The organism is Solwaraspora sp. WMMA2101, from assembly GCF_049179175.1.
In the GTDB taxonomy this organism is placed as follows: Bacteria; Actinomycetota; Actinomycetes; order Mycobacteriales; family Micromonosporaceae; genus Micromonospora_E.
The window spans coordinates 1985556-2008315 of the sequence record NZ_JBMHMA010000006.1 but is presented as its reverse complement, the minus strand read 5'-3'; the positions used below and the strand labels follow the sequence as shown (position 1 = coordinate 2008315).

22 protein-coding genes are annotated in these 22760 nt (G+C 70.6%); 11 read left to right on the top strand and 11 right to left on the bottom strand.

Features of this window, described 5'->3' with window-relative positions; all coding sequences use genetic code 11:
- Positions 1-10 precede the first annotated feature (10 nt).
- Positions 11-3403, top strand: a complete 3393-nt coding sequence (locus tag ACN28F_RS09850) for a beta strand repeat-containing protein (RefSeq protein ID WP_421357522.1) — start codon at positions 11-13, stop codon at positions 3401-3403.
- Positions 3404-3530: 127 nt separating this feature from the next.
- The gene (locus ACN28F_RS09845; protein ID WP_289207729.1) at positions 3531-4361 is read left to right on the top strand and encodes a class I SAM-dependent methyltransferase; all 831 of its coding nucleotides are present in this window, start codon (positions 3531-3533) and stop codon (positions 4359-4361) included.
- Between the two features lie 22 nt (positions 4362-4383).
- On the opposite strand, the gene ACN28F_RS09840 is transcribed toward ACN28F_RS09845, so the two are convergent.
- From ACN28F_RS09840 to ACN28F_RS09820, 5 genes are read right to left on the bottom strand one after another with little or no spacing between them, the layout of a single operon-like run.
- Positions 4384-6264, bottom strand: a complete 1881-nt coding sequence (locus ACN28F_RS09840; RefSeq protein WP_421357521.1) for an ABC transporter ATP-binding protein — start codon at positions 6262-6264, stop codon at positions 4384-4386.
- Positions 6261-8045 (bottom strand): ABC transporter ATP-binding protein, encoded by a 1785-nt coding sequence (locus ACN28F_RS09835; RefSeq protein WP_421357520.1) that lies wholly within the window; start codon positions 8043-8045, stop codon positions 6261-6263. The genes ACN28F_RS09840 and ACN28F_RS09835 overlap by 4 nt, the downstream gene beginning before the upstream one ends.
- Before the next feature lie 30 nt (positions 8046-8075).
- Positions 8076-8597, bottom strand: coding sequence for a methylated-DNA--[protein]-cysteine S-methyltransferase (locus ACN28F_RS09830; protein WP_289207727.1), 522 nt, complete (start codon positions 8595-8597; stop codon positions 8076-8078).
- Complete coding sequence (locus ACN28F_RS09825) at positions 8597-10147, bottom strand: DNA-3-methyladenine glycosylase 2 family protein (RefSeq protein ID WP_289207726.1); 1551 nt, start codon at positions 10145-10147, stop codon at positions 8597-8599. Before ACN28F_RS09825 ends, ACN28F_RS09830 begins: the two co-directional genes overlap by 1 nt.
- Positions 10148-10198: 51 nt before the next feature.
- Positions 10199-11431: an MFS transporter gene (locus ACN28F_RS09820; protein ID WP_421357519.1), complete on the bottom strand. Its 1233-nt coding sequence runs from the start codon at positions 11429-11431 to the stop codon at positions 10199-10201.
- Positions 11432-11595: 164 nt separating this feature from the next.
- Here ACN28F_RS09820 and ACN28F_RS09815 point away from each other — a divergent pair, with 164 nt between their 5' ends.
- The 5 genes from ACN28F_RS09815 to ychF all read left to right on the top strand — a co-directional run bounded on the left by ACN28F_RS09815 (position 11596) and on the right by ychF (position 16390).
- A complete protein-coding gene (locus tag ACN28F_RS09815; protein WP_289207724.1) occupies positions 11596-12519 on the top strand; it encodes an ABC transporter ATP-binding protein in 924 nt (307 codons plus the stop codon).
- Positions 12516-14102: a hypothetical protein gene (locus ACN28F_RS09810; RefSeq protein WP_421357518.1), complete on the top strand. Its 1587-nt coding sequence runs from the start codon at positions 12516-12518 to the stop codon at positions 14100-14102. Before ACN28F_RS09815 ends, ACN28F_RS09810 begins: the two co-directional genes overlap by 4 nt.
- Before the next feature lie 116 nt (positions 14103-14218).
- Positions 14219-14683 carry a hypothetical protein gene (locus tag ACN28F_RS09805; RefSeq protein ID WP_289207722.1) on the top strand — a complete coding sequence of 155 codons (465 nt, stop codon included), beginning with the start codon at positions 14219-14221 and terminating at the stop codon, positions 14681-14683.
- A gap of 81 nt (positions 14684-14764) precedes the next feature.
- Complete coding sequence (locus ACN28F_RS09800) at positions 14765-15271, top strand: hypothetical protein (RefSeq protein ID WP_421357517.1); 507 nt, start codon at positions 14765-14767, stop codon at positions 15269-15271.
- A gap of 33 nt (positions 15272-15304) precedes the next feature.
- Positions 15305-16390, top strand: coding sequence for a redox-regulated ATPase YchF (ychF, locus tag ACN28F_RS09795; RefSeq protein WP_282225676.1), 1086 nt, complete (start codon positions 15305-15307; stop codon positions 16388-16390).
- Here ychF and ACN28F_RS09790 read toward each other — a convergent pair.
- Positions 16380-16754: a Uma2 family endonuclease gene (locus ACN28F_RS09790; protein ID WP_421357516.1), complete on the bottom strand. Its 375-nt coding sequence runs from the start codon at positions 16752-16754 to the stop codon at positions 16380-16382. The two genes, ychF and ACN28F_RS09790, sit on opposite strands and share 11 nt — an antisense overlap.
- 74 nt (positions 16755-16828) lie before the next feature.
- Here ACN28F_RS09790 and ACN28F_RS09785 point away from each other — a divergent pair, with 74 nt between their 5' ends.
- The 3 genes from ACN28F_RS09785 (at position 16829) to ACN28F_RS09775 (ending at position 18081) form a co-directional block, all read left to right on the top strand.
- Positions 16829-17068, top strand: coding sequence for a hypothetical protein (locus ACN28F_RS09785; RefSeq protein ID WP_289207719.1), 240 nt, complete (start codon positions 16829-16831; stop codon positions 17066-17068).
- On the top strand, positions 17065-17460 hold the full coding sequence (locus ACN28F_RS09780) for a PIN domain-containing protein (protein WP_289207718.1): 396 nt from the start codon (positions 17065-17067) through the stop codon (positions 17458-17460). Before ACN28F_RS09785 ends, ACN28F_RS09780 begins: the two co-directional genes overlap by 4 nt.
- A 381-nt stretch (positions 17461-17841) precedes the next feature.
- Positions 17842-18081, top strand: coding sequence for a GntR family transcriptional regulator (locus tag ACN28F_RS09775; protein WP_289207717.1), 240 nt, complete (start codon positions 17842-17844; stop codon positions 18079-18081).
- A 95-nt stretch (positions 18082-18176) separates the two neighbouring features.
- On the opposite strand, the gene ACN28F_RS09770 is transcribed toward ACN28F_RS09775, so the two are convergent.
- The 4 genes from ACN28F_RS09770 to ACN28F_RS09755 form a co-directional block, all read right to left on the bottom strand.
- Positions 18177-18785 carry a hypothetical protein gene (locus tag ACN28F_RS09770; RefSeq protein ID WP_421357515.1) on the bottom strand — a complete coding sequence of 203 codons (609 nt, stop codon included), beginning with the start codon at positions 18783-18785 and terminating at the stop codon, positions 18177-18179.
- A 443-nt stretch (positions 18786-19228) separates the two neighbouring features.
- Complete coding sequence (locus ACN28F_RS09765) at positions 19229-20332, bottom strand: hypothetical protein (protein WP_421357514.1); 1104 nt, start codon at positions 20330-20332, stop codon at positions 19229-19231.
- 54 nt (positions 20333-20386) lie between these two features.
- Entirely contained in the window at positions 20387-20749 is a 363-nt protein-coding gene (locus ACN28F_RS09760; protein WP_282225679.1) for a PH domain-containing protein, read from the bottom strand.
- Between the two features lie 73 nt (positions 20750-20822).
- Entirely contained in the window at positions 20823-21134 is a 312-nt protein-coding gene (locus ACN28F_RS09755) for a 4a-hydroxytetrahydrobiopterin dehydratase (RefSeq protein ID WP_289207714.1), read from the bottom strand.
- 167 nt (positions 21135-21301) lie between these two features.
- On the opposite strand from ACN28F_RS09755, the gene ACN28F_RS09750 reads away from it, so the two are divergent.
- Positions 21302-21736: a (deoxy)nucleoside triphosphate pyrophosphohydrolase gene (locus ACN28F_RS09750; protein WP_421361332.1), complete on the top strand. Its 435-nt coding sequence runs from the start codon at positions 21302-21304 to the stop codon at positions 21734-21736.
- On the opposite strand, the gene ACN28F_RS09745 is transcribed toward ACN28F_RS09750, so the two are convergent.
- Positions 21730-22506: a GH12 family glycosyl hydrolase domain-containing protein gene (locus tag ACN28F_RS09745; RefSeq protein WP_289207713.1), complete on the bottom strand. Its 777-nt coding sequence runs from the start codon at positions 22504-22506 to the stop codon at positions 21730-21732. The two genes, ACN28F_RS09750 and ACN28F_RS09745, sit on opposite strands and share 7 nt — an antisense overlap.
- Between the last annotated feature and the right edge of the window lie 254 nt (positions 22507-22760).

Here is a 22760-nt window from a genome sequence, read left to right as displayed (position 1 = left end):
GCAGTCAACAATGAAACGAGTCGCCGGCCTCTCCCTGGCCGCGCTACTTGGGACCGCTGGCGGCTTGGCGGTGACCACACCGGCCTACGCCGCCCCCGGCGACGCGCATGCCAGAGGCGTGATCGTCGACCTGTCCGCAGAAGTGCTCGGCATTCCGGTGATCGAGGCCAGCGCGGTGATCGGGTCGGTGGACGCCCCACCCGCCGGCGGCACCGAGACCGAGACCCTGATTGACATCACTCTGCCGGGTGCCATCGGCGTCGCCGCCGACGGCACCGTCCTGGAGGTGAGCGCGACCAGAGGCCCGATCTCGTCGTTCGCCTCATCCTCAGTCGCCGACGTGTCATTGGACATCCTCGGCGTGAACGTGCTGACCGCCTCGGCGGTCGAGGCCGCTGTCAGTTGCCCGTTCGTCGGGCCGCAGACGGCCGACACGACGTTGGTCGGGCTGACCGTGTTCGGCTCACCCGAGGTGCTAATTCCCAATGGGCCGAGCCTCGACGTGAGCGCCGCGGTGACGGTGCCTGGTCTGGTCGGAGCGACGCTCGACGTGTCGCTGTCGCGTACCGAGACCGTCACCGCCGACAGCGCGGCGGCGGCCACCATCGTGCTTACCGCGACTCTCACCGGAGAGGTCCTCGGGATCCCGGTGAGCATTCCAGTCGGTGAAGTCATCATCGCGGAGGCCACCTGCGAACGCCCAGCCGCGCCGGCGCCGCCGACTGCGTCGTCGATTGATCCGGATTCTGGTCCGCAGTCTGGTGGTCAGACGGTGACGATCACGGGTTCGGGGTTTGTGCCGGGTGACACGGCGGTGACGTTTGACGGGTTGCCGGCTACTGATGTGGTGGTGGATCCGTCGGGTACGTCGTTGACGGCGGTGACTCCGGCGCATGCGCCTGGTGTGGTCGATGTGGTGGTGACCACTGATGGTGGTTCGACTGATCCGTTGGCGTACACGTATCTGGCTGATGGTTCGGATGCGGTGGTGACGGGTCTGGATCCTGATTTCGGGCCGACGTCTGGTGGGACGACGGTGACGATTACTGGTTCGGGTTTCACTGGGGCTACCGGTGTCACGTTTGATGGCGTGGCGGGTACGGGGTTTGCGGTGAATCCGGCTGGTACGGAGATCACGGTGGTGACTCCGCCGGGTGCTGCTGGTCCGGCTGATGTGGTGTTGGTGTTCCCGGCTGGTACTGCGGATGCGGGGATCTTCACCTATGTGCCGCCGACGATTGATTCGGTGGTGCCGGATTCGGGTCCGAACACGGGTGGTACCACGGTGACGATCACGGGTTCCGGGTTCACTGGGGCGACTGATGTGACGTTCGGTGGTGTGCCGGGGACTGATCTGGTGGTGGATCCGTCGGGTACGTCGTTGACGGTGGTGACGCCGCCGGGGCCGGTGGGTCCGGTTGATGTGGTGGTGGTGTTGCCGGGTGACGACGCGGTCGCTCCGGACGGCTTCACCTATGTGGTCGGGCCGCCGACTGCGTCGTCGATTGATCCGGATTCTGGTCCGCAGTCTGGTGGTCAGACGGTGACGATCACGGGTTCGGGGTTTGTGCCGGGTGACACGGCGGTGACGTTTGACGGGTTGCCGGCTACTGATGTGGTGGTGGATCCGTCGGGTACGTCGTTGACGGCGGTGACTCCGGCGCATGCGCCTGGTGTGGTCGATGTGGTGGTGACCACTGATGGTGGTTCGACTGATCCGTTGGCGTACACGTATCTGGCTGATGGTTCGGATGCGGTGGTGACGGGTCTGGATCCTGATTTCGGGCCGACGTCTGGTGGGACGACGGTGACGATTACTGGTTCGGGTTTCACTGGGGCTACCGGTGTCACGTTTGATGGCGTGGCGGGTACGGGGTTTGCGGTGAATCCGGCTGGTACGGAGATCACGGTGGTGACTCCGCCGGGTGCTGCTGGTCCGGCTGATGTGGTGTTGGTGTTCCCGGCTGGTACTGCGGATGCGGGGATCTTCACCTATGTGCCGCCGACGATTGATTCGGTGGTGCCGGATTCGGGTCCGAACACGGGTGGTACCACGGTGACGATCACGGGTTCCGGGTTCACTGGGGCGACTGATGTGACGTTCGGTGGTGTGCCGGGGACTGATCTGGTGGTGGATCCGTCGGGTACGTCGTTGACGGTGGTGACGCCGCCGGGGCCGGTGGGTCCGGTTGATGTGGTGGTGGTGTTGCCGGGTGACGACGCGGTCGCTCCGGACGGCTTCACCTATGTGGTCGGGCCGCCGACTGCGTCGTCGATTGATCCGGATTCTGGTCCGCAGTCTGGTGGTCAGACGGTGACGATCACGGGTTCGGGGTTTGTGCCGGGTGACACGGCGGTGACGTTTGACGGGTTGCCGGCTACTGATGTGGTGGTGGATCCGTCGGGTACGTCGTTGACGGCGGTGACTCCGGCGCATGCGCCTGGTGTGGTCGATGTGGTGGTGACCACTGATGGTGGTTCGACTGATCCGTTGGCGTACACGTATCTGGCTGATGGTTCGGATGCGGTGGTGACGGGTCTGGATCCTGATTTCGGGCCGACGTCTGGTGGGACGACGGTGACGATTACTGGTTCGGGTTTCACTGGGGCTACCGGTGTCACGTTTGATGGCGTGGCGGGTACGGGGTTTGCGGTGAATCCGGCTGGTACGGAGATCACGGTGGTGACTCCGCCGGGTGCTGCTGGTCCGGCTGATGTGGTGTTGGTGTTCCCGGCTGGTACTGCGGATGCGGGGATCTTCACCTATGTGCCGCCGACGATTGATTCGGTGGTGCCGGATTCGGGTCCGAACACGGGTGGTACCACGGTGACGATCACGGGTTCCGGGTTCACTGGGGCGACTGATGTGACGTTCGGTGGTGTGCCGGGGACTGATCTGGTGGTGGATCCGTCGGGTACGTCGTTGACGGTGGTGACGCCGCCGGGGCCGGTGGGTCCGGTTGATGTGGTGGTGGTGTTGCCGGGTGACGACGCGGTCGCTCCGGACGGCTTCACCTACTCGGGTGGCCCGGCACCGGTGATCGACTCGGTCGACCCCGGTCAGGGACCGGCCAACGGCGGGACCACAGTGGTCGTCGGAGGCAGCGGCTTCATCCCGGGCCAGACGACCGTGACGATCTGCGGCAAGACGATCCCAGCGAACAAGGTCACGGTCAACAGTTCCGGGACCTCGCTGACCTTCGTCACTCCGCCGTGCGACGTCAAGCACACGACCATCACGGTGACCACACCGAACGGCACCTCGAACGCGGTCGCCTTCCGGTACGTGGGGCTGCCGGTCACCGGTAGCGCGACCACGAATCTGATCACCAGCGGTGGTGCACTCGTGGCCATGGGTATCGCGCTGCTTCTCCTTGCCCGGAGGCGCGCGAACATGGCGTGACGACGACAGGGGACGGAGCGGGTGGTCCGGGGACGAACGACTCTCCGGGCCACCCGCTCGCCGCTGTCGGTTCGCCGTACCGATAAACGGGATGTCGGGATCGGGAAGCGGTGGCATCGTCAGCCACATGACTGCCGACTACCTCGATATCAACCGGGCCAGCTGGGACGAACGCGCTCCGGCACACGCCGCGTCACCGGACTACCGGGTCGCCGAGCTGCTCGCCGACCCGACCGGGCTCAGCGACGTGGTCCGGTTCGACGTGCCGCGCCTTGGTGACCTCACCGGCGTACGCGGGGTGCACCTGCAGTGTCACATCGGCACCGACACTCTGTCGCTGGCCCGGCTGGGCGCGACGATGACCGGCCTGGACCTGTCCGGGGCGTCGCTGGCCGAGGCCCGCCGGATCGCCGCCGCCGCGCAGACCCATATCGAGTACGTCGAAGCCGACGTCTACCGGGCCGTCGAGGTGCTCGGTGCCGGCCGGTTCGACCTGGTCTTCACCGGCATCGGGGCGCTCTGCTGGCTGCCCAGCGCGCGCCGCTGGGCCGAGACGGTGGCCGGCCTGCTGCGACCGGGTGGCCGGCTGTTCCTGCGCGAGGGGCATCCGGCGCTGTGGGCGATCGACGAGACCCGTCCGGACGGGCTGCTGGTGCTGGACCTGCCGTACTTCGAGACGGAGCAGCCGCTGGTGTGGGACGAGGCCGGCACCTACGTCGACACCGACGCCAACTTCACCCACAACCTGACGCACTCGTGGAACCACGGCATCGGGGAGATCTTCACCGCACTGACCGCTGCCGGGCTGCGGGTGACCGACCTGGTCGAGCACGACAGTGTGCCGTGGAACGCGCTGCCCGGCCGGATGACCAGGGGCGACGACGGCGAGTGGCGGCTGACCGAACGCCCGCAGCGGCTGCCGCTGAGCTACACGCTGCAGGCGGTGAAGCTCAGCTGAGGCTGTCGCGCCTGGTCGTGCCTCAGCTGAGGCTGTCGCGCCACTGGTCGTGCAGGGTGGCGTACCGGCCGCCGGCGGCGACCAGGTCGGCCGGTGCCCCGTCCTCGACGATCCGACCGCCGTCGAGGACCAGCACCCGGTCGGCGATCTGCACGGTGGACAGCCGGTGGGCGATGACCAGCGCGGTCCGCCCCCGCCCGGCGGGACCACCGGTCAGCATCGTCTGCAACGCCCGCTGCACCAGCCGCTCGGTCGGTACGTCCAACGACGAGGTCGCCTCGTCGAGAATCAGCACCGCCGGGTCGGCGAGCATCGCGCGGGCGAACGCGACCAGCTGCCGCTGCCCGGCGGAGAGCCGCCCACCGCGACGGTGCACGTCGGTGGCGTAGCCGTCGGGCAGTTCGACGATGAACTCGTGCGCGCCGATCGCCCGCGCGGCGGCCTCGATCTCGGCGTCGGTGGCGTCCGGCCGGCCGAACCGGATGTTGTCCGCCACGCTGCCGGCGAAGAGATGGTTCTCCTGGGTCACCATGATCACGTGGCGGCGCAGGTCGGACCCGGCGACGTCGCGCAGGTCGACGCCGTCGAGGGTGACCGCGCCGGACTGCGGGTCGTAGAGTCGGGCCACCAGCTTCGCGATCGTCGACTTGCCGGCCCCGGTCGCCCCGACCAGGGCGACCGTCTGCCCTGCCGGGATCCGTACGGTCAGCTCTGGCAGCACCAGCCGGTCCGGCCGGTAGCCGAAGGTGACCGCGTGCAGCGCGACCGTGCCCCGTACCGGCACCGGCAGCGGTCGCGGGCGGGCCGGTTCGGGCACCTCGGGTCGCTCGTCGAGGACCCCGGACAACTTCTCCAGTGCGGCGGTGGCCGACTGCAGCGAGTTGTAGAACTGGCTGAGCTCCTGCATCGGTTCGAAGAACCGGCGCAGATACAACAGGAACGCGGCGAGTACTCCGATCTCGGTCTCGCCCTGCAGCACCTGCCAGCCGCCGTAGGTGAGCACGATGGCGACCGCGACGTTGCCGATCCCCTTCAACGCCGGCGAGTAGATCGCGATCAGCCGGAACGCCCGCAGGTTGGCCGATCGGAAGCCGTCGTTGACCTCGGTGAAGATCTCCTGGTTGCGGGCCTCGCGGCCGAACGCGTGCACCGCCCGTACGCCGCCCAGCGACTCGACGAAGTGGACGATCAGCAGGGCGACGGCCTCCCGGGTCCGCCGGTAGGCCACGGTGGAGGCGCGGGCGAACCAGACCGAGATCCACAGCAGGAACGGGAACGCCAGTAGCGTCACCACCGCCAGCGGCGTGTCCAGCCACAGCAGGATGCCGGCCACCGAGACCACCGAGAGCCCGGCCAGCACCAGGTCGTCGATGCCGCCTTCGACGAGTTCGGCGATCGAGTCCATGTCGCTGGTCAGCCGGGCGACCACCCGGCCGGAGGTGTACCGCTCGTGGAAGTCGACCGACAGCCGCAGAAAGTGCCGGTACACCCGCTGGCGCAGCTCGAGCAGGATCGCCTGCCCGATCCGGGCCGACAGGATGAGAAAGGTGCGCTTGCCGGCGTACTCGGCGATCGTCGCGGCCAGGAAGGCGAGGCCGACCGCGGCCAGCGGGCCGACCGTGCCGTCGTCGCGCAGCAGCGGGATGGCCTGGTCGATGCCGACCATGACCAGGTACGGTCCCGCCATCGCGGCGGCGTTCTGCAGCAGCAGCAGGGCGACCGCGACGCCGATCATCCGTCGGTGCGGCCGGGTCAACGAGCCGAGCAGGGCGCGGCTGCGGGCCCGTAGCCGGGCCGGGTCGCCACCGGCAGCCTGGTCGGACCCGCTCAGGTGGTCCATCCGGTCGTCGGCCACCCCCCGCCAGTCCGGCTGCCCTCCGACGGTGCCGTTGCCGCTGGTCACGCTGACCTGACGAGGCCGTGTCCGTCGGCGGAGAGCACCGCCCGGTACGCGGGCACGGTGGCGAGCAGCTCGGTGTGGGTGCCGACCGCCACGATCCGCCCCTCCGCCAGCAGCGCGACCCGGTCGGCGAGTGCCACTGTGGATGGACGGTGGACGACCAGCAGGGCGGTGGTGCCGGCGAGCACCCGGCGCAGCGCCTTCTCCACCAGCGCCTCGGTGTGCACGTCCAACGCCGACAACGGATCGTCGAGGACCAGCACCCGGGGACGGCCGAGCACCGCGCGGGCCAGCGCCAGCCGCTGCCGTTGCCCGCCGGACAGTGACAGCCCCTGCTCGCCGATGCGGGTGCGTAACCCCCACGGCAGGTCGTCGACGAAGTCGGCCTGGGCCAGGCGTAGCGCCGCGCGCACTTCGGCGTCGGTGGCGTCGGGGCGGCCGAGGGTCAGGTTCTCCCGGACCGACATCGAGAACAACGTCGGGTCCTCGAAGGCGACGCCGACGCAGCGGCGCAGCTCGTCCAGGCGCAGGTCACGCAGGTCGTGCCCGTCCAGGGTGATCCGTCCGCCGGTCACGTCGTACAGCCGGGGCACCAGGGAGACCAGGCTGGTCTTGCCGCAGCCGGTCAGGCCCGCGATGGCCAGCGTCTCACCCGGGCGTACGGTCAGGTCGACGCCGCGCAGCACCGGCGCCCGCGCGCCCGGGTAGCCGAAGGTCACTGCCTCGAAGCGCAGCTCGCCGCGGACCTCGTCGACCCGGATCCCGGTGGCGCCGGGCCGGTCGGTGATCGTCGGTGGGGTGTCCAGCACCTCGTGGATCCGGTCGGCGGCGGTCATCGCCTCCTGCGCCTGGGCGATGATCCAGCCGAGCGACCGGATCGGCCAGACGAGCATCAGCTGCAACGTCACGAACGCGACCAGCTGCCCGATGGTGAGTTGCTCGTACACGACGGCGGCGGCACCGGCGACCAGCACCACGGCGAGGGCCATGTTCGGCACCAGGTCGTAGCGGGCGGAGGCGCGGGCGAGCAGCCGCCCCTTGCCGACCGCGGTGTCGTGCAGGGCGCGGGCCCGGTGGGCGAACCGTTCGGTCAGCAACGGCCCCCGGCCCAGCGAGGTGATGGTCCGCAGCCCCTGCGCGGACTCCTCCACCAGGGTGGCCAGGTCGCCCTGTTGATCCTGCAGCCGGCGGGAGATCCGCAGGTACGCCCGGGTGAAGTGGCGGCTGAACAGATACAGCGGGACGGCGCTGGCCGCCACGACCAGCCCCAACGGCCAGTGCAGGTGCAGCAGCAGCGCGACGACGGTGACATACGTCGCCGTGTTGAGTAGCAGAAAGAGCAACCCGAAGGAAAGGAATCGACGGATTACTGACAGATCGCTGGTGGCACGGGACAACAACTGCCCGGACTGCCATTGATCGTGAAAGGCGACCGGGAGCCGTTGCAGGTGGGCGTAGATGTCGTCGCGGATGGTGCTTTCCATCCCGATCGACGACGCGCTCTGCGTCCACCGCCGGATGAAGATCAGCGCCGCCTCGACCACGCCGAGCAGCAGCGCGAGTCCACCGAGGAGCAACAGCCCGGTGGGCTCGCCGGCCGCCACCGGACCGTCCACCACTCCCGCGATGACCAGCGGAATGGCGATGCCGGCGGCGGTCGCGGCGGCGGCGGCACCGAGCAGCCAGCCGAGCTGGCCGAGGTACGGACGCAGGTAGCGGCGGAGCCGCCAGAGATTGTGGACGGCGGGTCGGGGTCGCGATGATCGATCGAGTGCGTCGTCCACAATAAGACGGTAGCCGGTACCGGCGTTTCTTCACTGCCCCCGATCGGTCACCTCTCGCTCATGATCGAGCAACCATTTCTTGATCGACAACCCCCATCGGTAGCCGCCCAGTGAACCGTCGCTGCGCAACACCCGGTGGCAGGGCACGATCAGGGCGACCGCGTTGCGACCGCAGGCGTTCGCCGCCGCGCGGATCGCCGCCGGTCGACCGGCCAACGTGGCGAACTCGCGGTAGGTCACCGGCTGGCCCGCCTTGACCTCCCGCAGCACCGACCAGGCGTCGTTGAGGAACTCGCCGCTGTACTGCCGGACCGGCAGGGTGTCGAGGGCGGTCAGCTCACCGGCCAGATAGGACCGGACCGCGGCGGTGACCGCCCCCAGCTCGGCCCGCTCGCGCACCGACGCCCGGACGACCGGGGTGATCAGCGGCAGCAGCGGCCCGGTGCCGTCGGTGAAACCGCCGGCCCGGACCGCACCGTCGGCGTCGACGACCAGGGTGAACGGGCCGACCGGCGTCGGCACCGCCGCCGCGTCCAGGGTGACAGGTAGCATCAGGGATTCCTTCCGGCGCCGACCAGCGCCAATCGATTGTGGATAGTGACAGACTGCCACAGGCGCAACGTCGCGTACGACCGCCACGGCCGCCATCGGGTGGCGTGCGTGGTCAGCCCGGACACCGCGGTGGGCAGGTCGAGCAGCCGGGCGCCGTGGCGCACGCCCAGGTCGGTGCCGAGCAGGACGTCGGGGTCGGCCAGCGCCCGCATCGCCACGTACCCGGTCGTCCAGGGCCCGATTCCGGGCAGCGCGCCGAGCCGGTCGACCAGCTCGGCCCGGTCGGCGCCGGGGTCGAGCTCGACGGTGCCGTCGGCGACGGCGACAGCCAGCGTACGCAGCGTCGCCCGCCGCGCCGCCGGCATCGCGAACGCCGCGTCGGGCAGTTCCAGCAGTTCGGTCGGCGACGGGAACGGCACCAGCTCGTCGGCGACCGGCTGTCTGTCGCCGTCGGGTGCCGTCGGGTCGTCGCCGTCGGGTGCCGTCGGGTCGCCGGCGGCCGCCGCGCAGAGCCGGGCGAGGACCCGGCGGGCGGCGGCGACCGAGATCTGCTGGCCGACGACCGCCCGGACCGCCAGTTCGAAGCCGTCGACCGTGCCCGGCACCCGCATCCCTGGCGTGGCGGCGACGACCGGCGCGAACGCCGGCTCCGCGCCGAGCGTCGCGTCCACCGCCACCGGGTCGGCGTCCAGGTCGAACAACGCCCGGCAGCGAGCCACCGCGGGGGCCAGGTCGCGCAGGTCGGCCAGGCGGAACGTCGCGGCGAAGTGGTCGGCGTGCGGGGTCACCGCGACGGTGCCGGGTCCGTGCGGCAGCCGCAACGCCCGGCGGTACGCCGAGTCGCAGGCCGCCTCCACGCCGGGCACCGCCCGCGCCGCCAGGAAATCCAGTACGGCGTCGGTCGGCATCGGCTGGCGGAACGCCAACCGGACCGTGATCGCCCCGAGCGTGTCGGCGTCACCGGCCCGGTCCGGGCCGGTCCCGGCGGCGCGGACCCGGCCCCGCAGCACCGTCGGCGCGAGCCCGTACACCGTCCGGAACGTGTCGTTGAACTGGCGTACGCTGCCGAACCCGGCGGCGAACGCGATGTCCGTGACGGTCAGCGCGGTCCGCTCGATGAGGATCCGGGCGGTCTGCGCCCGCTGGGCCCGGGCCAGTGCCAACGGGCCGGCGCCGAGCTGGTCGGTCAGCACCCGGTTGAGGTGCCGTTCGGTGTAGCCGAGCCGCCGGGCCAGTCCGGACACCCCGTCGCGGTCCACCACCCCGTCGCGGATCAGTCGCATCGCCCGCCCCACCAGGTCGGCCCGCAGGTCCCAGTCCGGCGAGCCCGGTGTGGCGTCCGGGTGGCAGCGGCGACAGGCGCGCAGCCCGGCCTGTTGCGCGGCCGCCGCCGAGACGAAGAACCGGACGTTGACCCGTTTCGGGGTGACCGCCGGACACGACGGCCGGCAGTAGATGCCGGTCGAGGTCACGCCGGTGTAGAACCAGCCGTCGAAGCGTTGGTCGCGGCTGTCCACCGCCCGGTAGCACCGCTCGAAGTCGAGCTCCATGGGTCGAATCCTGCCTGCCGCGCCGACGCTGCGGCTGGCGGGAATCGGACCTTACCTCCCGGCCCCGGCCCCGGCACCGTTCTCGGCACCGTCCCCGTTCTCGGCCCCGTCGCCGTCGCCGTCGGGCAGCGGACGGGCCGCGCCGGCCACCAGCAGACCGATCAGCAACGCGCCGAGCACCACCAGCAACGACCGCAGGATGCCGACCTGCTCGGCCAGGAAACCCACCAGCGGCGGGCCGGCAAGGAACGCGGTGTAGCCGATCGAACTGACCACCGACACCCGTACCGCCGCCCGGTCGGCCTGGTCGGCGGCCGCGCTCATCCCGACCGGGAAGCCGAGCGACGCGCCCGCGCCCCACAGCAGCGCCCCGACCATCGCCCACGGCAGCGACGGGCCGAACACCACCGACGTCAACCCGACGACGGCCAGCACGGCGGTGGCGCGCAGCACCGGCACCCGGCCCCAGCGGGCCAGGGCGGTGCCGCCGACCATCCGGGCACCGGTCATCGCCGCGACGAAGACCCCGAACGCGACCGCGCCGACCGCGTCGCCCACCCGGTAGCCGTCGACGACCGCCAGCGTCAACCAGTCGTTGGCCACCCCTTCGGTGAACGCGAACGCCAGCACCACCAGACCGATCAGCAGGGTGCGCGGCTCCGCCCAGGCCCGCAGCACCCCTGACCGGGGCGCGGACTCACCGGGCACCCGGGCCGGCACCGGCAGGAACATCCGGACGGCGGCGGCGACCGCGACGATCGCCAGCAGCGCGGTGGCGGCCAGCTGCCAGTCCACCGGTACGCCGAGCCAGGCGCAGCCGGCCCCGGCGAGCGCGCCGGAGACCGTACCCAGGCTGAAGCCGGCGTGGAAGCGGGGCATCAGCGGCCGACCGAGTCGGCGCTCGACGTCGGCGCCTTCCACGTTCATCGCCACGTCCCAGCTGCTCACCCCGGTGCCGGTGAGGAACAGACCGGCGCCGGCCAGCGGCGACGACCCGATCGCCACACCGAGCGCGACGGCGAGCATCCCGACGGTCACCGCCGAGGTGCCGAGCAGCACGGTGCGACGCGGCCCGATGGCGTGCACCAGCGGCCCGGACAGCGGCAGCGCGCTGACCGCCCCCGCCGACATGCACAGCAGCAGCAGGCCGAACTGGGCGTTGGTCAGCTCGAGCGCGTCGCGGATGGCCGGCGTACGGGAAATCCAGGACGCGAAAGCCAGGCCGCTGACCCCGAACGCGACACCGACCGCGATCCGGGCCCGCTCGACCGTCGGCCGCGCCACGACAGTCGACCTGTCCGTCACCACGTTCCCCGCCTCCCCGTCGCCGCCCACCAGGCCGGCCGGTGCCGGACGATGCCGGCAGCCATCTGCACAGACGGTAGATCACTTGAAACTGTTAGGTAACATGACGATGCTCACCGTCCGGCCGTCCCGGGGAGGCCGCCGTGCCCGCGTCCCCGCCCGCTGCCAGCCCACCGTCCGCGATCGTGGTGGACCAGCTGCGGGTGCGCTACCGCGACTCACCCCGGTACGCCGTCGACGGCGTCTCGTTCAGCGTCGCCGCCGGCGAGGTCTTCGGCCTGCTGGGGCCCAACGGGGCCGGCAAGTCGACCACCGCCCGGGTGCTGACCGGGCTGCTGCGCGACTACCAGGGCCGGGCCGAGCTGCTCGGCCGGCCGCTGCACAGCTGGGGGCCCGAGCTGTACGAGCGGGTCGGCGTCAGCTTCGAACTACCCGCGCACTTCGCCCGGCTGACCGCCCGGGAGAACCTGCGGGCGGTCGCCGGCCTGTACCGGTCGCCGACCGAACCACCCGACGTGCTGCTCGACCAGGTGGATCTCGCCGCCGACGCCGACCGGCCCGTCGCCGGCTTCTCCAAGGGCATGCAGCTGCGGCTCAACCTGGCGCGGGCGCTGATCCACCGACCGGAGGTGCTCTTCCTCGACGAGCCCACCTCCGGGCTGGACCCGGTGCACGCCGGCGCGGTCCGGCAGCTGATCCGCCGGCAGGCGGCGCAGGGCCGCACCGTCCTGCTGACCACCCACGACATGACCACCGCCGAAAGCGTCTGCGACCGGGTGGCGTTCGTCGTCGACGGCCGGGTCGTCGCCGTGGACACCCCGCGCGGGCACCGGCTGCGCCACGGCCGGTCGACCGTACTGGTCGAGTACCGCGCCGACGGGACCCTGGCCCGGCGGGAGTACGACCTGGCCACCCTCGGTGCCGACGGCGACTTCGCCGCGCTGCTGCGGGCCGGCCGGATCGAGACCATGCACACCCGGGAAGCCACCTTCGAACAGGTCTTCGTCGCGGTCACCGCCGCCGGTGCGCCCGCGCCGACCGGTGACGCCGCCGGCCCACCGCCGTGAACCGGTCGCGCCGCCGCGCCGCCGCTGCACGCCGCAGCCTGCGACGGCTGGCCACCGCCGTGGCACTGGAGGTACGTGTCGAGTGGCGCTACCGGATCGTCGCGGTCGCGGCGGTCTTCGCCCTCGGGTGGACGGTGCCGCTGCTCGCCGTACCGGCCCCGGCGGCCCGGACCCTGGGCCCGGTCCTGCTGTTCGTCGACACCGCCGCTTTCGGTGCCTTCTTCATCGCGCTGCTGCTGATCACCGAACGCGCCGAGGGAGCACTGGCCGCGCTGCGGGTCACACCGTTGCGCGCCGGCGAGCAGGTCGGGGCGAAACTCGGCGTACTGACCGGGTTGTCGGTGGTCGCGGCGGTGCCGATCGCCGTCGTCGTCGGCCGGGACGGCGGTACGTGGTCGACCGTCGCCGCAGCCGGCCTGGCGTTGCTCGGAGTGGCGCTGACCGCGCTGTTGATCCTCCTCGCGTCGCTGCTGCTGGTGCTGCGGCAGCCGACAGTCGCCGGATACCTGACCGCCGCGCCGCTGGTGCTGCTGCCGGGTCTCGCCGTGCCACTGGCGTACCTGACCGGACTGCTCGACCATCCCGTCGGCCAACTGGTGCCGACCACCGGCACCGCCGAGCTGATCCGGGCCGGGCTCGCCGGGACGGCGGCCGTCAGCTGGTGGCAGGTCGGGGCGTCGACCGGGTACGCCGCCGGGTGGATCGTCGGGGCGACACTGCTCGCCCTCCGGCGGTTCGACCGGGTCTTCGCCGCCCCGGACGCCGCCCGGCGATCGGCGGTGACCCCCGCCCGGCCGGCGGCGCGGCCGGTGCCCCGGTCGGGGTGGCCGGTGGGCTGGCTGCCCGCGCTGCTGCGGGTCGACCTGCGGGCGCTCGGCGCGGACCGGCTGCTGGCCGTCCTGCTCTGCGCCCCGCTGCTGCTCGCGGTGGCGCTGCGGTTCGGGGTGCCGTCGGCGACCGCCTTCGTCGACCAGCGGTACGGCGTGGACCTCGCCGCGCACCGCGACCTGCTGCTGGCCCTGCTGGTGCTCGCCCACGTACCGGTGATCGGCGGGATGGTCGGGGCGCTGCTGCTGCTCGACGACGTCGACGAACGACGGCTGCTGCTGATCCGGGTCACCCCGGTGACTCTGCAGCGTTACCTCGGCTACCGGGTCGGGGTCACCGCCGCGCTGACGACGGTCGGCCTGTTGATCGCCGTACCGCTCAGCGGGTTGGCCGACGCGGACCCGCGCTGGCTGGTCCCGGCGGTGCTGGTCGCCGCCGGCCAGGCGGTGCTCGTGCTGCTGGCGGTCACCGGGTACGCGGCGAACAAGGTGCACGGGCTGGCCCTGCTGAAGCTGTTCGGTGGCGCGGTGATGGTCCTTGCCGCGCTGCCCTGGCTGCCGGTGCCCGCACAGTGGCCGGCGGCGGCGTCCTGGCCGGTGGCGCTGCTGCCACCGGCGGCGGTCAGCCTGACCCAGCAGGCCGGCGCGGCCGGAGCCTACTGGCCCGCCTGCGGGTACGCCGCGCTCGGCGCGACGGTGACCGTCGTCGGTGCGACGCTGCTGGCCCGCCGGGTGTCGACCCGGTTCACCAGCTGACCGGTACGCCACCCGAGGCATCCGCTGATCTCGATCGACCTGATCGGGTGGATGTCGGGATCGATCGATAAGCTGGTGCGGTTCGCCCCACCTCGATCAAGGAGTCGGTAGATCCCATGCGTCACCTACTGGCCAGCGTCGCCCTCGGCTCGGCCCTGCTGTTGAGCCTTGCCGCCTGCGGCACCGAACCGCCGACGAACTCCGCGTCGCCGCCCCCCGCCAACACCACCGCCAGCGAGGCCGACATCCTGGCCGCCACCAACGCCGCCTGCAACCAGGCGGTCTCGATGAGCAACGACTTCGCGACCGGGTTCGAGCGGGACGCCAAGCTGCTCTTCCCCGAGGACGCCAGTGTCGCGACGCAGGTGTCGGCAGAGGACTTCGAGGCGCAGATGCGGGCCTGGTCGGCGACGCTGACCTCGCTGGCGACCGGTCCGGTCGACGAGGAGCTGCGGACCGTGCTGGCGGAGAGCACCACCGCGATCGAAGCGGCGACCGAAGTGGGGGAGACCCCGTTCACCGACGAGCAGATCGCTGCGGTCACGGCCGTACCGGAGAAGCTGGGTGCCGTCTGCCAGTGAGGGTGGGAGGGGTTGACCTGGGGCGGGTGCGGGCGTTGGGTAGCCTGCTCCAGTTTGCTCACCCCCATTGGACGGATCACGATGCGACGTACCCTGATCACCGCCGCCGTCACCACGGCGCTGGCACTCACCCTGGCCGGCTGCGGCGGCGCGGACACCGACACCGACGCCGCAGCTGACCCGAGCCCCCAGCCGTCGGCCAGCGCCCCGGCCGACGCGCAACCGGCCGGCTCCGCCGACGACGAGGCCGCCGTGGCCACGAAGGCGGCGTGCGACATGGCGGTGCCGGCCAGCGAGGCGAACACCGCGAACATCGAGGACGACTTCGACAAGCTGATCGCCGCAGCGGTCGAGGGCGGGTCGGCGCCGGAGACCGCCGAGTCCGAGTTCCGGAGCAAGCTCGCCGGCTGGACCGGGATGCTGCAGTCGCTCGCCGTCGACCCGGTCGACGCCGACGTACAGCAGGCGCTGACCGAGGCCGCCGATGTCGTCGCCCAGATCAACGACCCGGACGACAACACCCCGATGGGTCAGGTGACCGGGCTGCTGACCGAGGCGACCGACAAGCTCAAGGCCGCCTGCGCCTGACCCGCCGCTGGGCGCTGCGTAGACTCGACCGACGTGAGTCTCACCATCGGCATCGTCGGCCTGCCCAACGTCGGCAAGAGCACCCTGTTCAACGCGCTCACCAAGAACGACGTTCTCGCGGCGAACTACCCGTTCGCCACGATCGAGCCGAACGTCGGCGTGGTGGGGCTGCCGGACGGGCGGCTGGACAAGCTCGCGGAGATCTTCGGCTCGCAGAAGATCATCCCGGCGCCGGTGTCGTTCGTCGACATCGCGGGCCTGGTGCGGGGCGCGTCCAAGGGGCAGGGCCGGGGCAACGCCTTCCTGGCGAACATCCGTGACGCCTCGGCGATCTGCCAGGTGGTGCGGGTGTTCGCCGACCCCAACGTGGTGCACGTCGACGGCAAGGTGTCGCCGGGTGACGACATCGAGACGATCAACACCGAGCTGATCCTGGCCGATCTGCAGACGTTGGAGAAGGCGCTGCCCCGGCTGGAGAAGGAAGCCCGGCTGCGCAAGGACCGGGTGGCGATCCACACCGCGGCGAAGGCCGCCGCCGAGCTGCTCGACGGCGGCACCACGCTGTACGCGGGGGCGACCGCCGCCGGCATCGACGTCGCCGAGCTGCGCGAGCTGCACCTGCTGACCACCAAGCCGTTCCTGTACGTCTTCAACGTCGACGAGGACGAGCTGGGCAACGCCGCGCTCCTCGACGAGCTGCGGGCCCTGGTCGCCCCGGCCGAGGCGGTCTTCATGGACGCCAAGATCGAGTCCGAGCTGATCGACCTGCCCGACGACGAGGCGCTGGAGCTGCTGGAGTCGATCGGGCAGAGCGAGCCGGGGCTCCACCAGCTGATCCGGGTCGGTTTCCGCACCCTGGGGCTGCAGACGTACCTCACCGCCGGGCCGAAGGAGGCACGGGCCTGGACCATCCCGGTCGGGGCGACCGCGCCGGAGGCCGCCGGGGTGATCCACTCGGACTTCCAGCGCGGCTTCATCAAGGCCGAGATCGTCTCGTTCGACGATCTGGTCGCGGCCGGGACCATGGCGGCGGCGAAGGCGGCCGGCAAGGTCCGGATCGAAGGCAAGGAGTACGTCATGCAGGACGGCGACGTCGTCGAGTTCCGCTTCAACGTCTGATCCCGGGGCGGGTGCCCGCACCGGTCACCTCCACGACCAGCAGAGTCTCCTCGGACGTGTAGTAGGTCCGGAACGGATCGTAGGCCGCCGCTGCGGCCACCAGGTCGGGCTCCGGGCGGTTCCATCTGTCGAGTCGGATCGTGATCTCCCGGTCGACCTCGACGCCCGGCGGTGCCTGGTCGGTCAAACTGTTCACCAGCGCGGTGACGATACGTGCGTGCCAGACCCGCTGGGGGGACACCATGAAGACGAGTGCTCCATCGATCAGTTCGGTGTGACGAGGCGCCTCGGCGAGCTTGTCGAGGTCATCGGCGTACCTCCCCTCGGGGCAGGGCGGTCGCATCCACTCGGGCACTGCGGTCATGTTCTTCACCGCAACATCGGTAGTCGGAGCCATGCGTGCTCCAGTATGCGGTAATACCATGGTATGGTCGCGGGATGGCGAGGACGAAGAAGGTCACGATCACGCTGCCGGCAGAGTTGCTGGAGAGCATGAAGACGCACACCGACAACGTCTCCGGCTACCTGACCGAGCTGGCCGAGCGGGCCGAGCGGCGAAGGCTCCTTCGTGAGGAGTTGGACGGCTATCAGGCTGAATTCGGGGCGTTCACCGACCAGGAGATGGCCGAGGCGCGAACGCTCCTGCACGGGACCGGGGAGACGGAGCGCGCGGCGTGAGCCTCGAGTCACTCGTGCTCGACTCGCAAGGTCTCGCCGGCTGGATCGATCGGGATCGCAAGGTGATGCGCCTGCTGGAGCAGGCCGAGCGTGACGGGGCAGACCTTGCCGTCTCGGCTGCCACGACCATTGAGGTTTCGCACTCCAAGGTAGACATTGCGCGGCTGGGCTGGCTGCTGTCCCGGGTCCGAGTGGAGGCGGTGACAAAGGAAAGCGCCTGCCGTAGCGTGGAGTTGTTGAAGGCGGCGGGGCTGCACGGGCACAAGTACGCCATCGATGCCATGGTCGCCGAGGTGGCGCTTCGACTTCCTGCGCCTGTGGTCGTTCTGACATCGGATGTCGACGACATGACCAAGTTGTGCGGGCGGCGGGTCCGGGTTATCAGGCTGTAGAGCTGCGCCTCAGTCGGTAGAGGGCCTTGGCGCCTTCGCCGGAGTCGGCCCAGATCTGGACCGTCCCGTGCTCCGGCAGCACTCTCGGCCCGACCACCAGGATCCCCGGCTCCTGAGGGGTCGTCACATCGCCGCGCGTGCTTCGCTTGGGGGCTCGCGGCGTGGGTGAAGTCTCGGGCTGGCCGCCGGGCGACGGCGTCTCGGGCAGAATGTTCACGGGCGCGACCTCGTTTCGCGTCAAGGCCCTCGGCGAGCGCTACCACGCGAGCCGAGGGCCGCTCTGTCTTCGTGAATCCGACACTAGTTGAACCTGTCCACCCTGTCCATAGAGTGAACGAGATAGACAGAACGGCTCGGCTGGACAGGTGGCAGCCTGTTGGAATGATCGACCCTTGGTCGCCGCGTTCGTTTGCCGAGCAGGTGACCGACGCCCTGAAGGCGAGGATCGACAGCGGCGAGTGGCCGCCTGGGCACAAGCTGCCTGGCGAGGTGACGCTGGCGCAGACGTACGGCGTGGCGCGCGGCACCGTGCGGGCTGCACTCGACGCGTTGCGCGAGGAAGGCCGAGTGGTCACCTTCACCGGGCGCGGCACATTCGTCACCCCGGATAGGCAGTCCTGAGTCAGGAATGCGTCGAAGGGCCGGACCCCGGGTACGGGGTCCGGCCCTTCGGTCGTTGTGCTGGGGTCAGGCTGCTGCGGTCAGTTGGGGCCGGGTCAGCTGTTCCAGTGCTGGGCGATGAGTTCGGCGGCCTGGGTCTCCCACTGGGCGTAGTGGTCCGGGTACGCCGACACCTGCACGGTCTGCGCGGCCTGGGTCAGCGGCATGTCCTGCCAGCCGTCGACGGCCTTCAGCCCGTTGAGGAACGCGGTGGTGGAGTATTCGACGTCGGTGATCTGCTCGACGGTGCCCCAGCCGGACGACGGCCGCTGCTGGAACAGGCCCTGCGAGTCGTGGTCGTTACGGTCACCCAGGTGGCCGAGGTTCTCCAGCTTCGACTCCTGCAGCGCGGTGGCGATCGCGACCACGGCGGCCCGCTCGTCCATGCCCGCCTTCTTCGTGGCGGCGATGATGCCCTTGACGTTGTCGGTCTGCTCGCTGCTCAGGTCGATGCGGGACTGTTCGCCCTGCACGCCGTGCGGGATGAGCTTGGCGGTGTCGACACTGCCGCTGTCGCTCGCGGCTGCGGCGGACACGGGTGCGGCGAGGGCGGTGGGGGCGTGGTCGGCGGCCAGGGCGGGGCCGGCGATCGCGCCGCCGGCGAGGGTGAGACCGGCGATGCCCAGAGCGGTGGTGCGCAGGGTGCGGGTGATGATCGTGGTCATGGGGGGTCCACCTTCCGTTTTCCGAGGGGGCACACCCGCCACCCGGGCCCCGGGAAGCGTGCCGGGGCGGGCGGTCGTGTGGGGTGTGCGGTAAACGGTCGTCCGGGTGGTACGGGGACGCGGCGGCGGCTGCTCGCCCGCTCGGGGCTGGCCTTCCGTGCGTCGCGACCATGTCCAACCACGTGGGCCGGCCGGTCATTCCCCGCAGTGGCCTCGCGGTCCGCCACGTCACCGACCGTGACGGCACCGGACAGGGACACCCGTCCGGACGATATACCTCAGAGGAATAATTATTCCTCACAGGAATACTGCTCTACCGCAGTACCGGTCCGCCAGGACACCCACGCGGGGGGACGGGCAGGCCGGTCGGGGCTGGGCAGATACAACCACGTCGGCGGCCGGGTCATTTCCGGGTGCGGGCGGCCGAGGCGGAAGGGACGGCGTCACTCGTGGGTGATCAGTGACTCCTGCCGCTGCAACAGCTGGTAGACGATCGACGCCGGCGTGCCGTCGGCTGGGCGCAGCCGGACGACCACCGTGTCGCCGTCCTGGCGTACCTCGGGCTCGGTGAACCGCTGCGACCAGGGCTGTCCGGTGCTGGAGCTGCCCTGTTCCAGCAGGGTGACCAAGGCTTCCGCGTTGGCCTTCGCGGAGTCGGCGTCCGCATGGGCATAGGCGAGCACCATGACGGGCGCGCCGTCGTGGGCGAGCCCGCCAGCGACCCCGTCGAACGCAGCGGGCAGCGTCTGCCCGGCCCGCCCGCCGCCGTAGTCGCCGCCGACCCGGAACAACACCGAGTACGCCTGCTCGGCGTCCATTGCTTCGGCGAGTGCGACTGCGGCCGGCGTGTCGGCGAACGACGCGGCCCCGTTGTCGAGCGCGGTCGCCGTCTCGGAGTTGCCGGCCACTGTCAGCCTGCCGTCGGCCAGCCGCAGGTGCAGCGGCTGACCGAATGGTCGGGCGACGGTGCGTCCGGCCAGGTCGATGCTGCCGTCGGCGTTGCCGAGTTGCCATCCGCCGTCGGTGGGCTCACCCATCGCGTCGGTCTTCCGGTCGCTGTCGAAGCGGCCGCCGAGCACGCTCATCACGTTCGGCGGATTGCTGTGTTCGACGTACCAGGAGACGTCGAGCACCGACCAGCCGAGCTCGGCCGCGAACCCGGCGAGGTCGGGGTTCCCGGCCGGTACCGCCTGCTGAGGCAGCAGCGCAGCCACCTCCGCCGGTCCGTCGGCGCTCGCGCCGGTGGACAACGCCGCGAGGTAGCCGCGGACCGCCTCGGCGTCGGCGGGGTCGGTCGGCCGGGCCAGCCCGGCGAGCTCGGCCGCCCGGTCGAGATCGGCCATCTGCAGCACGATCTCGTCGTCGGCGAGTCGCTGCGGTAGCAGCGCCAGCCGTTCGGCGAACGTGGGTCGAGCCGCGCTGGCGGACCCCGCCGGTCCGGCCGGCGACGGGCCGGCGGCGTCGTCGCTGTCAGTGTCGCCACAGCCGGCGGCGAACAGGGTCAGAACAAGTCCGGTGGCGGTGGCGCCAAGCATGATCCGCTTCACGACCGGCACCGTAACAACCCTGGTCCAGGGCATTTGGCGACCGATGGGGCCCGGTCACGAGATGTAGTGCAGGATCACGTTGTGTACGTGGTGTGACTTCTGGTCGCCCCGGAACTCGACCTCGTAGGTGTGCGTGCCGACGTTGATGGCGATGGCGCCGGTGGAGAAGTACGAGCCACCCCAGGACTTGTTGCTCACCACGCTGACGCTGGTGATCTTCGAGTACGGGATGCTGGTGATGGCGACCTTCTTGCCGACGAAGGACTTGTCCTGGATGATCACGCGGCGGTTGGTCAGCCCGATGAAGCCGGTGCCGGTGCCGATCGCGTCGTAGACCGCGATCACCTGCTCGCCGTCGAGGAGCCCACTTTCGATCTGCCGTAGTTGCTCGCGTCGGTCGTACGCAACATTCGCCATGATCCGAGGGTAGGTCGCATCGACAAGCCGGCCCTGATTGTGACCGGCCGCGATGCAAGCCAGGGGAGTCGGATCAGGCGGCGTCGATGATCGTACGGTAGGCGTCCTCGATCCGGGCGGCGAGCGTCACGTCACCTTCGGTGATCTTGTCGCCATCCGGATCACCCAGGCAGATCTGGGTGTGCCCGTCCGCCCGACGTACCTGCGGTCGTAGGTGCAGGGCGTCGGCCGCGACCTTGATCCGCTCGGTCAGCTCGGCGTGCTGGCTGTCGTCGAGCAGCAGGGTCCGATGGATCTGCTGGCCGTCCTGGGTCCACCCGTCCAGCTGGGTCAGCGCGTCGCTAAGGTAGTCGCGGCCTACCCGGCCGGGCCAGATTGCTCGCAAAGCCACACCTCCCAGGCGTCGTTGCCGGCTTGTGGCCAAATCGTCGCCATCCTGTGTCTTGGTCGGTGGCCCCCAGTCTGGCCGCTGACTGGCTGGTGTGTCCACGTCCACCCTTCCGTCATCTACTGTCCGTGCAGACAGCAGGGTTACCCGAATTGCTGATTGATCTGGCAGGCTGGTCTGCTGTGCGGACCGGGCAGTCAAGGCGTCAGGTAGTGGTGGGGGCGGCGATCGTCCGCGATGGGCAGGTGCTGGCCTGCGCGCGGGCACACCCGCCGAGCACGGCGGGAAAATGGGAATTTCCCGGCGGAAAGGTGGAAACCGGTGAGTCGGAGATCGACGCACTGGTCCGGGAGTGTCACGAAGAGTTGGGCGTGGCGGTCGCGGTCGGGCAGCGGCTCGGCGGTGACCAGGTGCTCGGGCACGGTCGGTCGGTTCTGCGGGTCTACCTGGCCAGCCTGCTCGGGTCGGCTCAGCCCACCGCGCTGGAGCACGCCGAGTTGCGATGGCTGGCCGCCGACGAACTCGACCAGGTCACCTGGCTGCCGGCGGACCAGCCCATCGTCGCCATACTCGGGCCGTACCTGCGTCAGCCTCAGTAATTGATCTTGACCTCGAACGACCGGGAGCCGAGTCCGGCGCCGCCGTGCCAGATTTCGAAGCCCGCCTCGATTCCGGTGAGGTACCAGTCACGGTCGATGTACCCCCGGCCCACGGCGTCGCGGGTGAAGGCCGCCAGTTCCAGATCCTCCGCCCGGTCGGTCGGGCTGGTCCGCACGTACGCGACGTAGTTCCAGTGCCAGTCGGCGTGGTAGACGTCCCAGGTCGCCCCGGCCAGGGTGACGTCGCTGGCGACCAGCGTGCCGGCGGGTTCGGCACCGCCGTCGTGGTCCAGCCAGACCATCAGTTCCGCGCCGTCCGGCGAGCGGTGGGCGTTCGCGTCCGTGTGGAACCACAGGTCGTACGTGGCGTTCCACCGGCCCTCGGCGTCGGCGGCGTCGAACGTCCAGTCGGAGCGGGCCGACCGCAGCTGCCGTACCTTGATCGGCAGCCCGCTGCCGACCGTGCAGTTGCCCCAGTGGCAGCCCTGGTAGATCGTCGGGTACGCGGCCGCCGACCCGGTGCGCTTGTCGTGCTCGGATCGGCTGACGGTGAACCGGCCCTCCTCGGTGACCCGTAGGCACTGCAGGGTGCCGGCTCCCCAGACGTTGTTCATCACCACGTACCGCTTGTCGGCGATGCTGACCGTGTCTGTCCGTCCGCAGAGCTCGCCGGCGTCCGCCACCGGTGCGAACCAGACGACGGTGACCCCGAGGGCGACGACCGCGGCGAAGATGATCGAAAGCAGGCGGAAGCGCCTGAGTGCACACATTGCCGTGGAGCTCCTTCGGCGGGCAGCCCGCATGGCGGACTGGTGCCGTGGGCCCGGCGGCCCGACACCGCCCACGACGGAAAACGATCGACGAGATTCGTTCCCGGCTCCGCCGAGGATGCTACGACTGTCGATGGATTGCTGGCAACTCGCGACATCGCCCCGGTCGGCGCTTCCGCGCGCCAACCGGGGCGATGTCGATCAGAACGGCAGAGCCGCGTTCAGCGGTCCTGCGTCGGGTGCTGGCCGCGTTC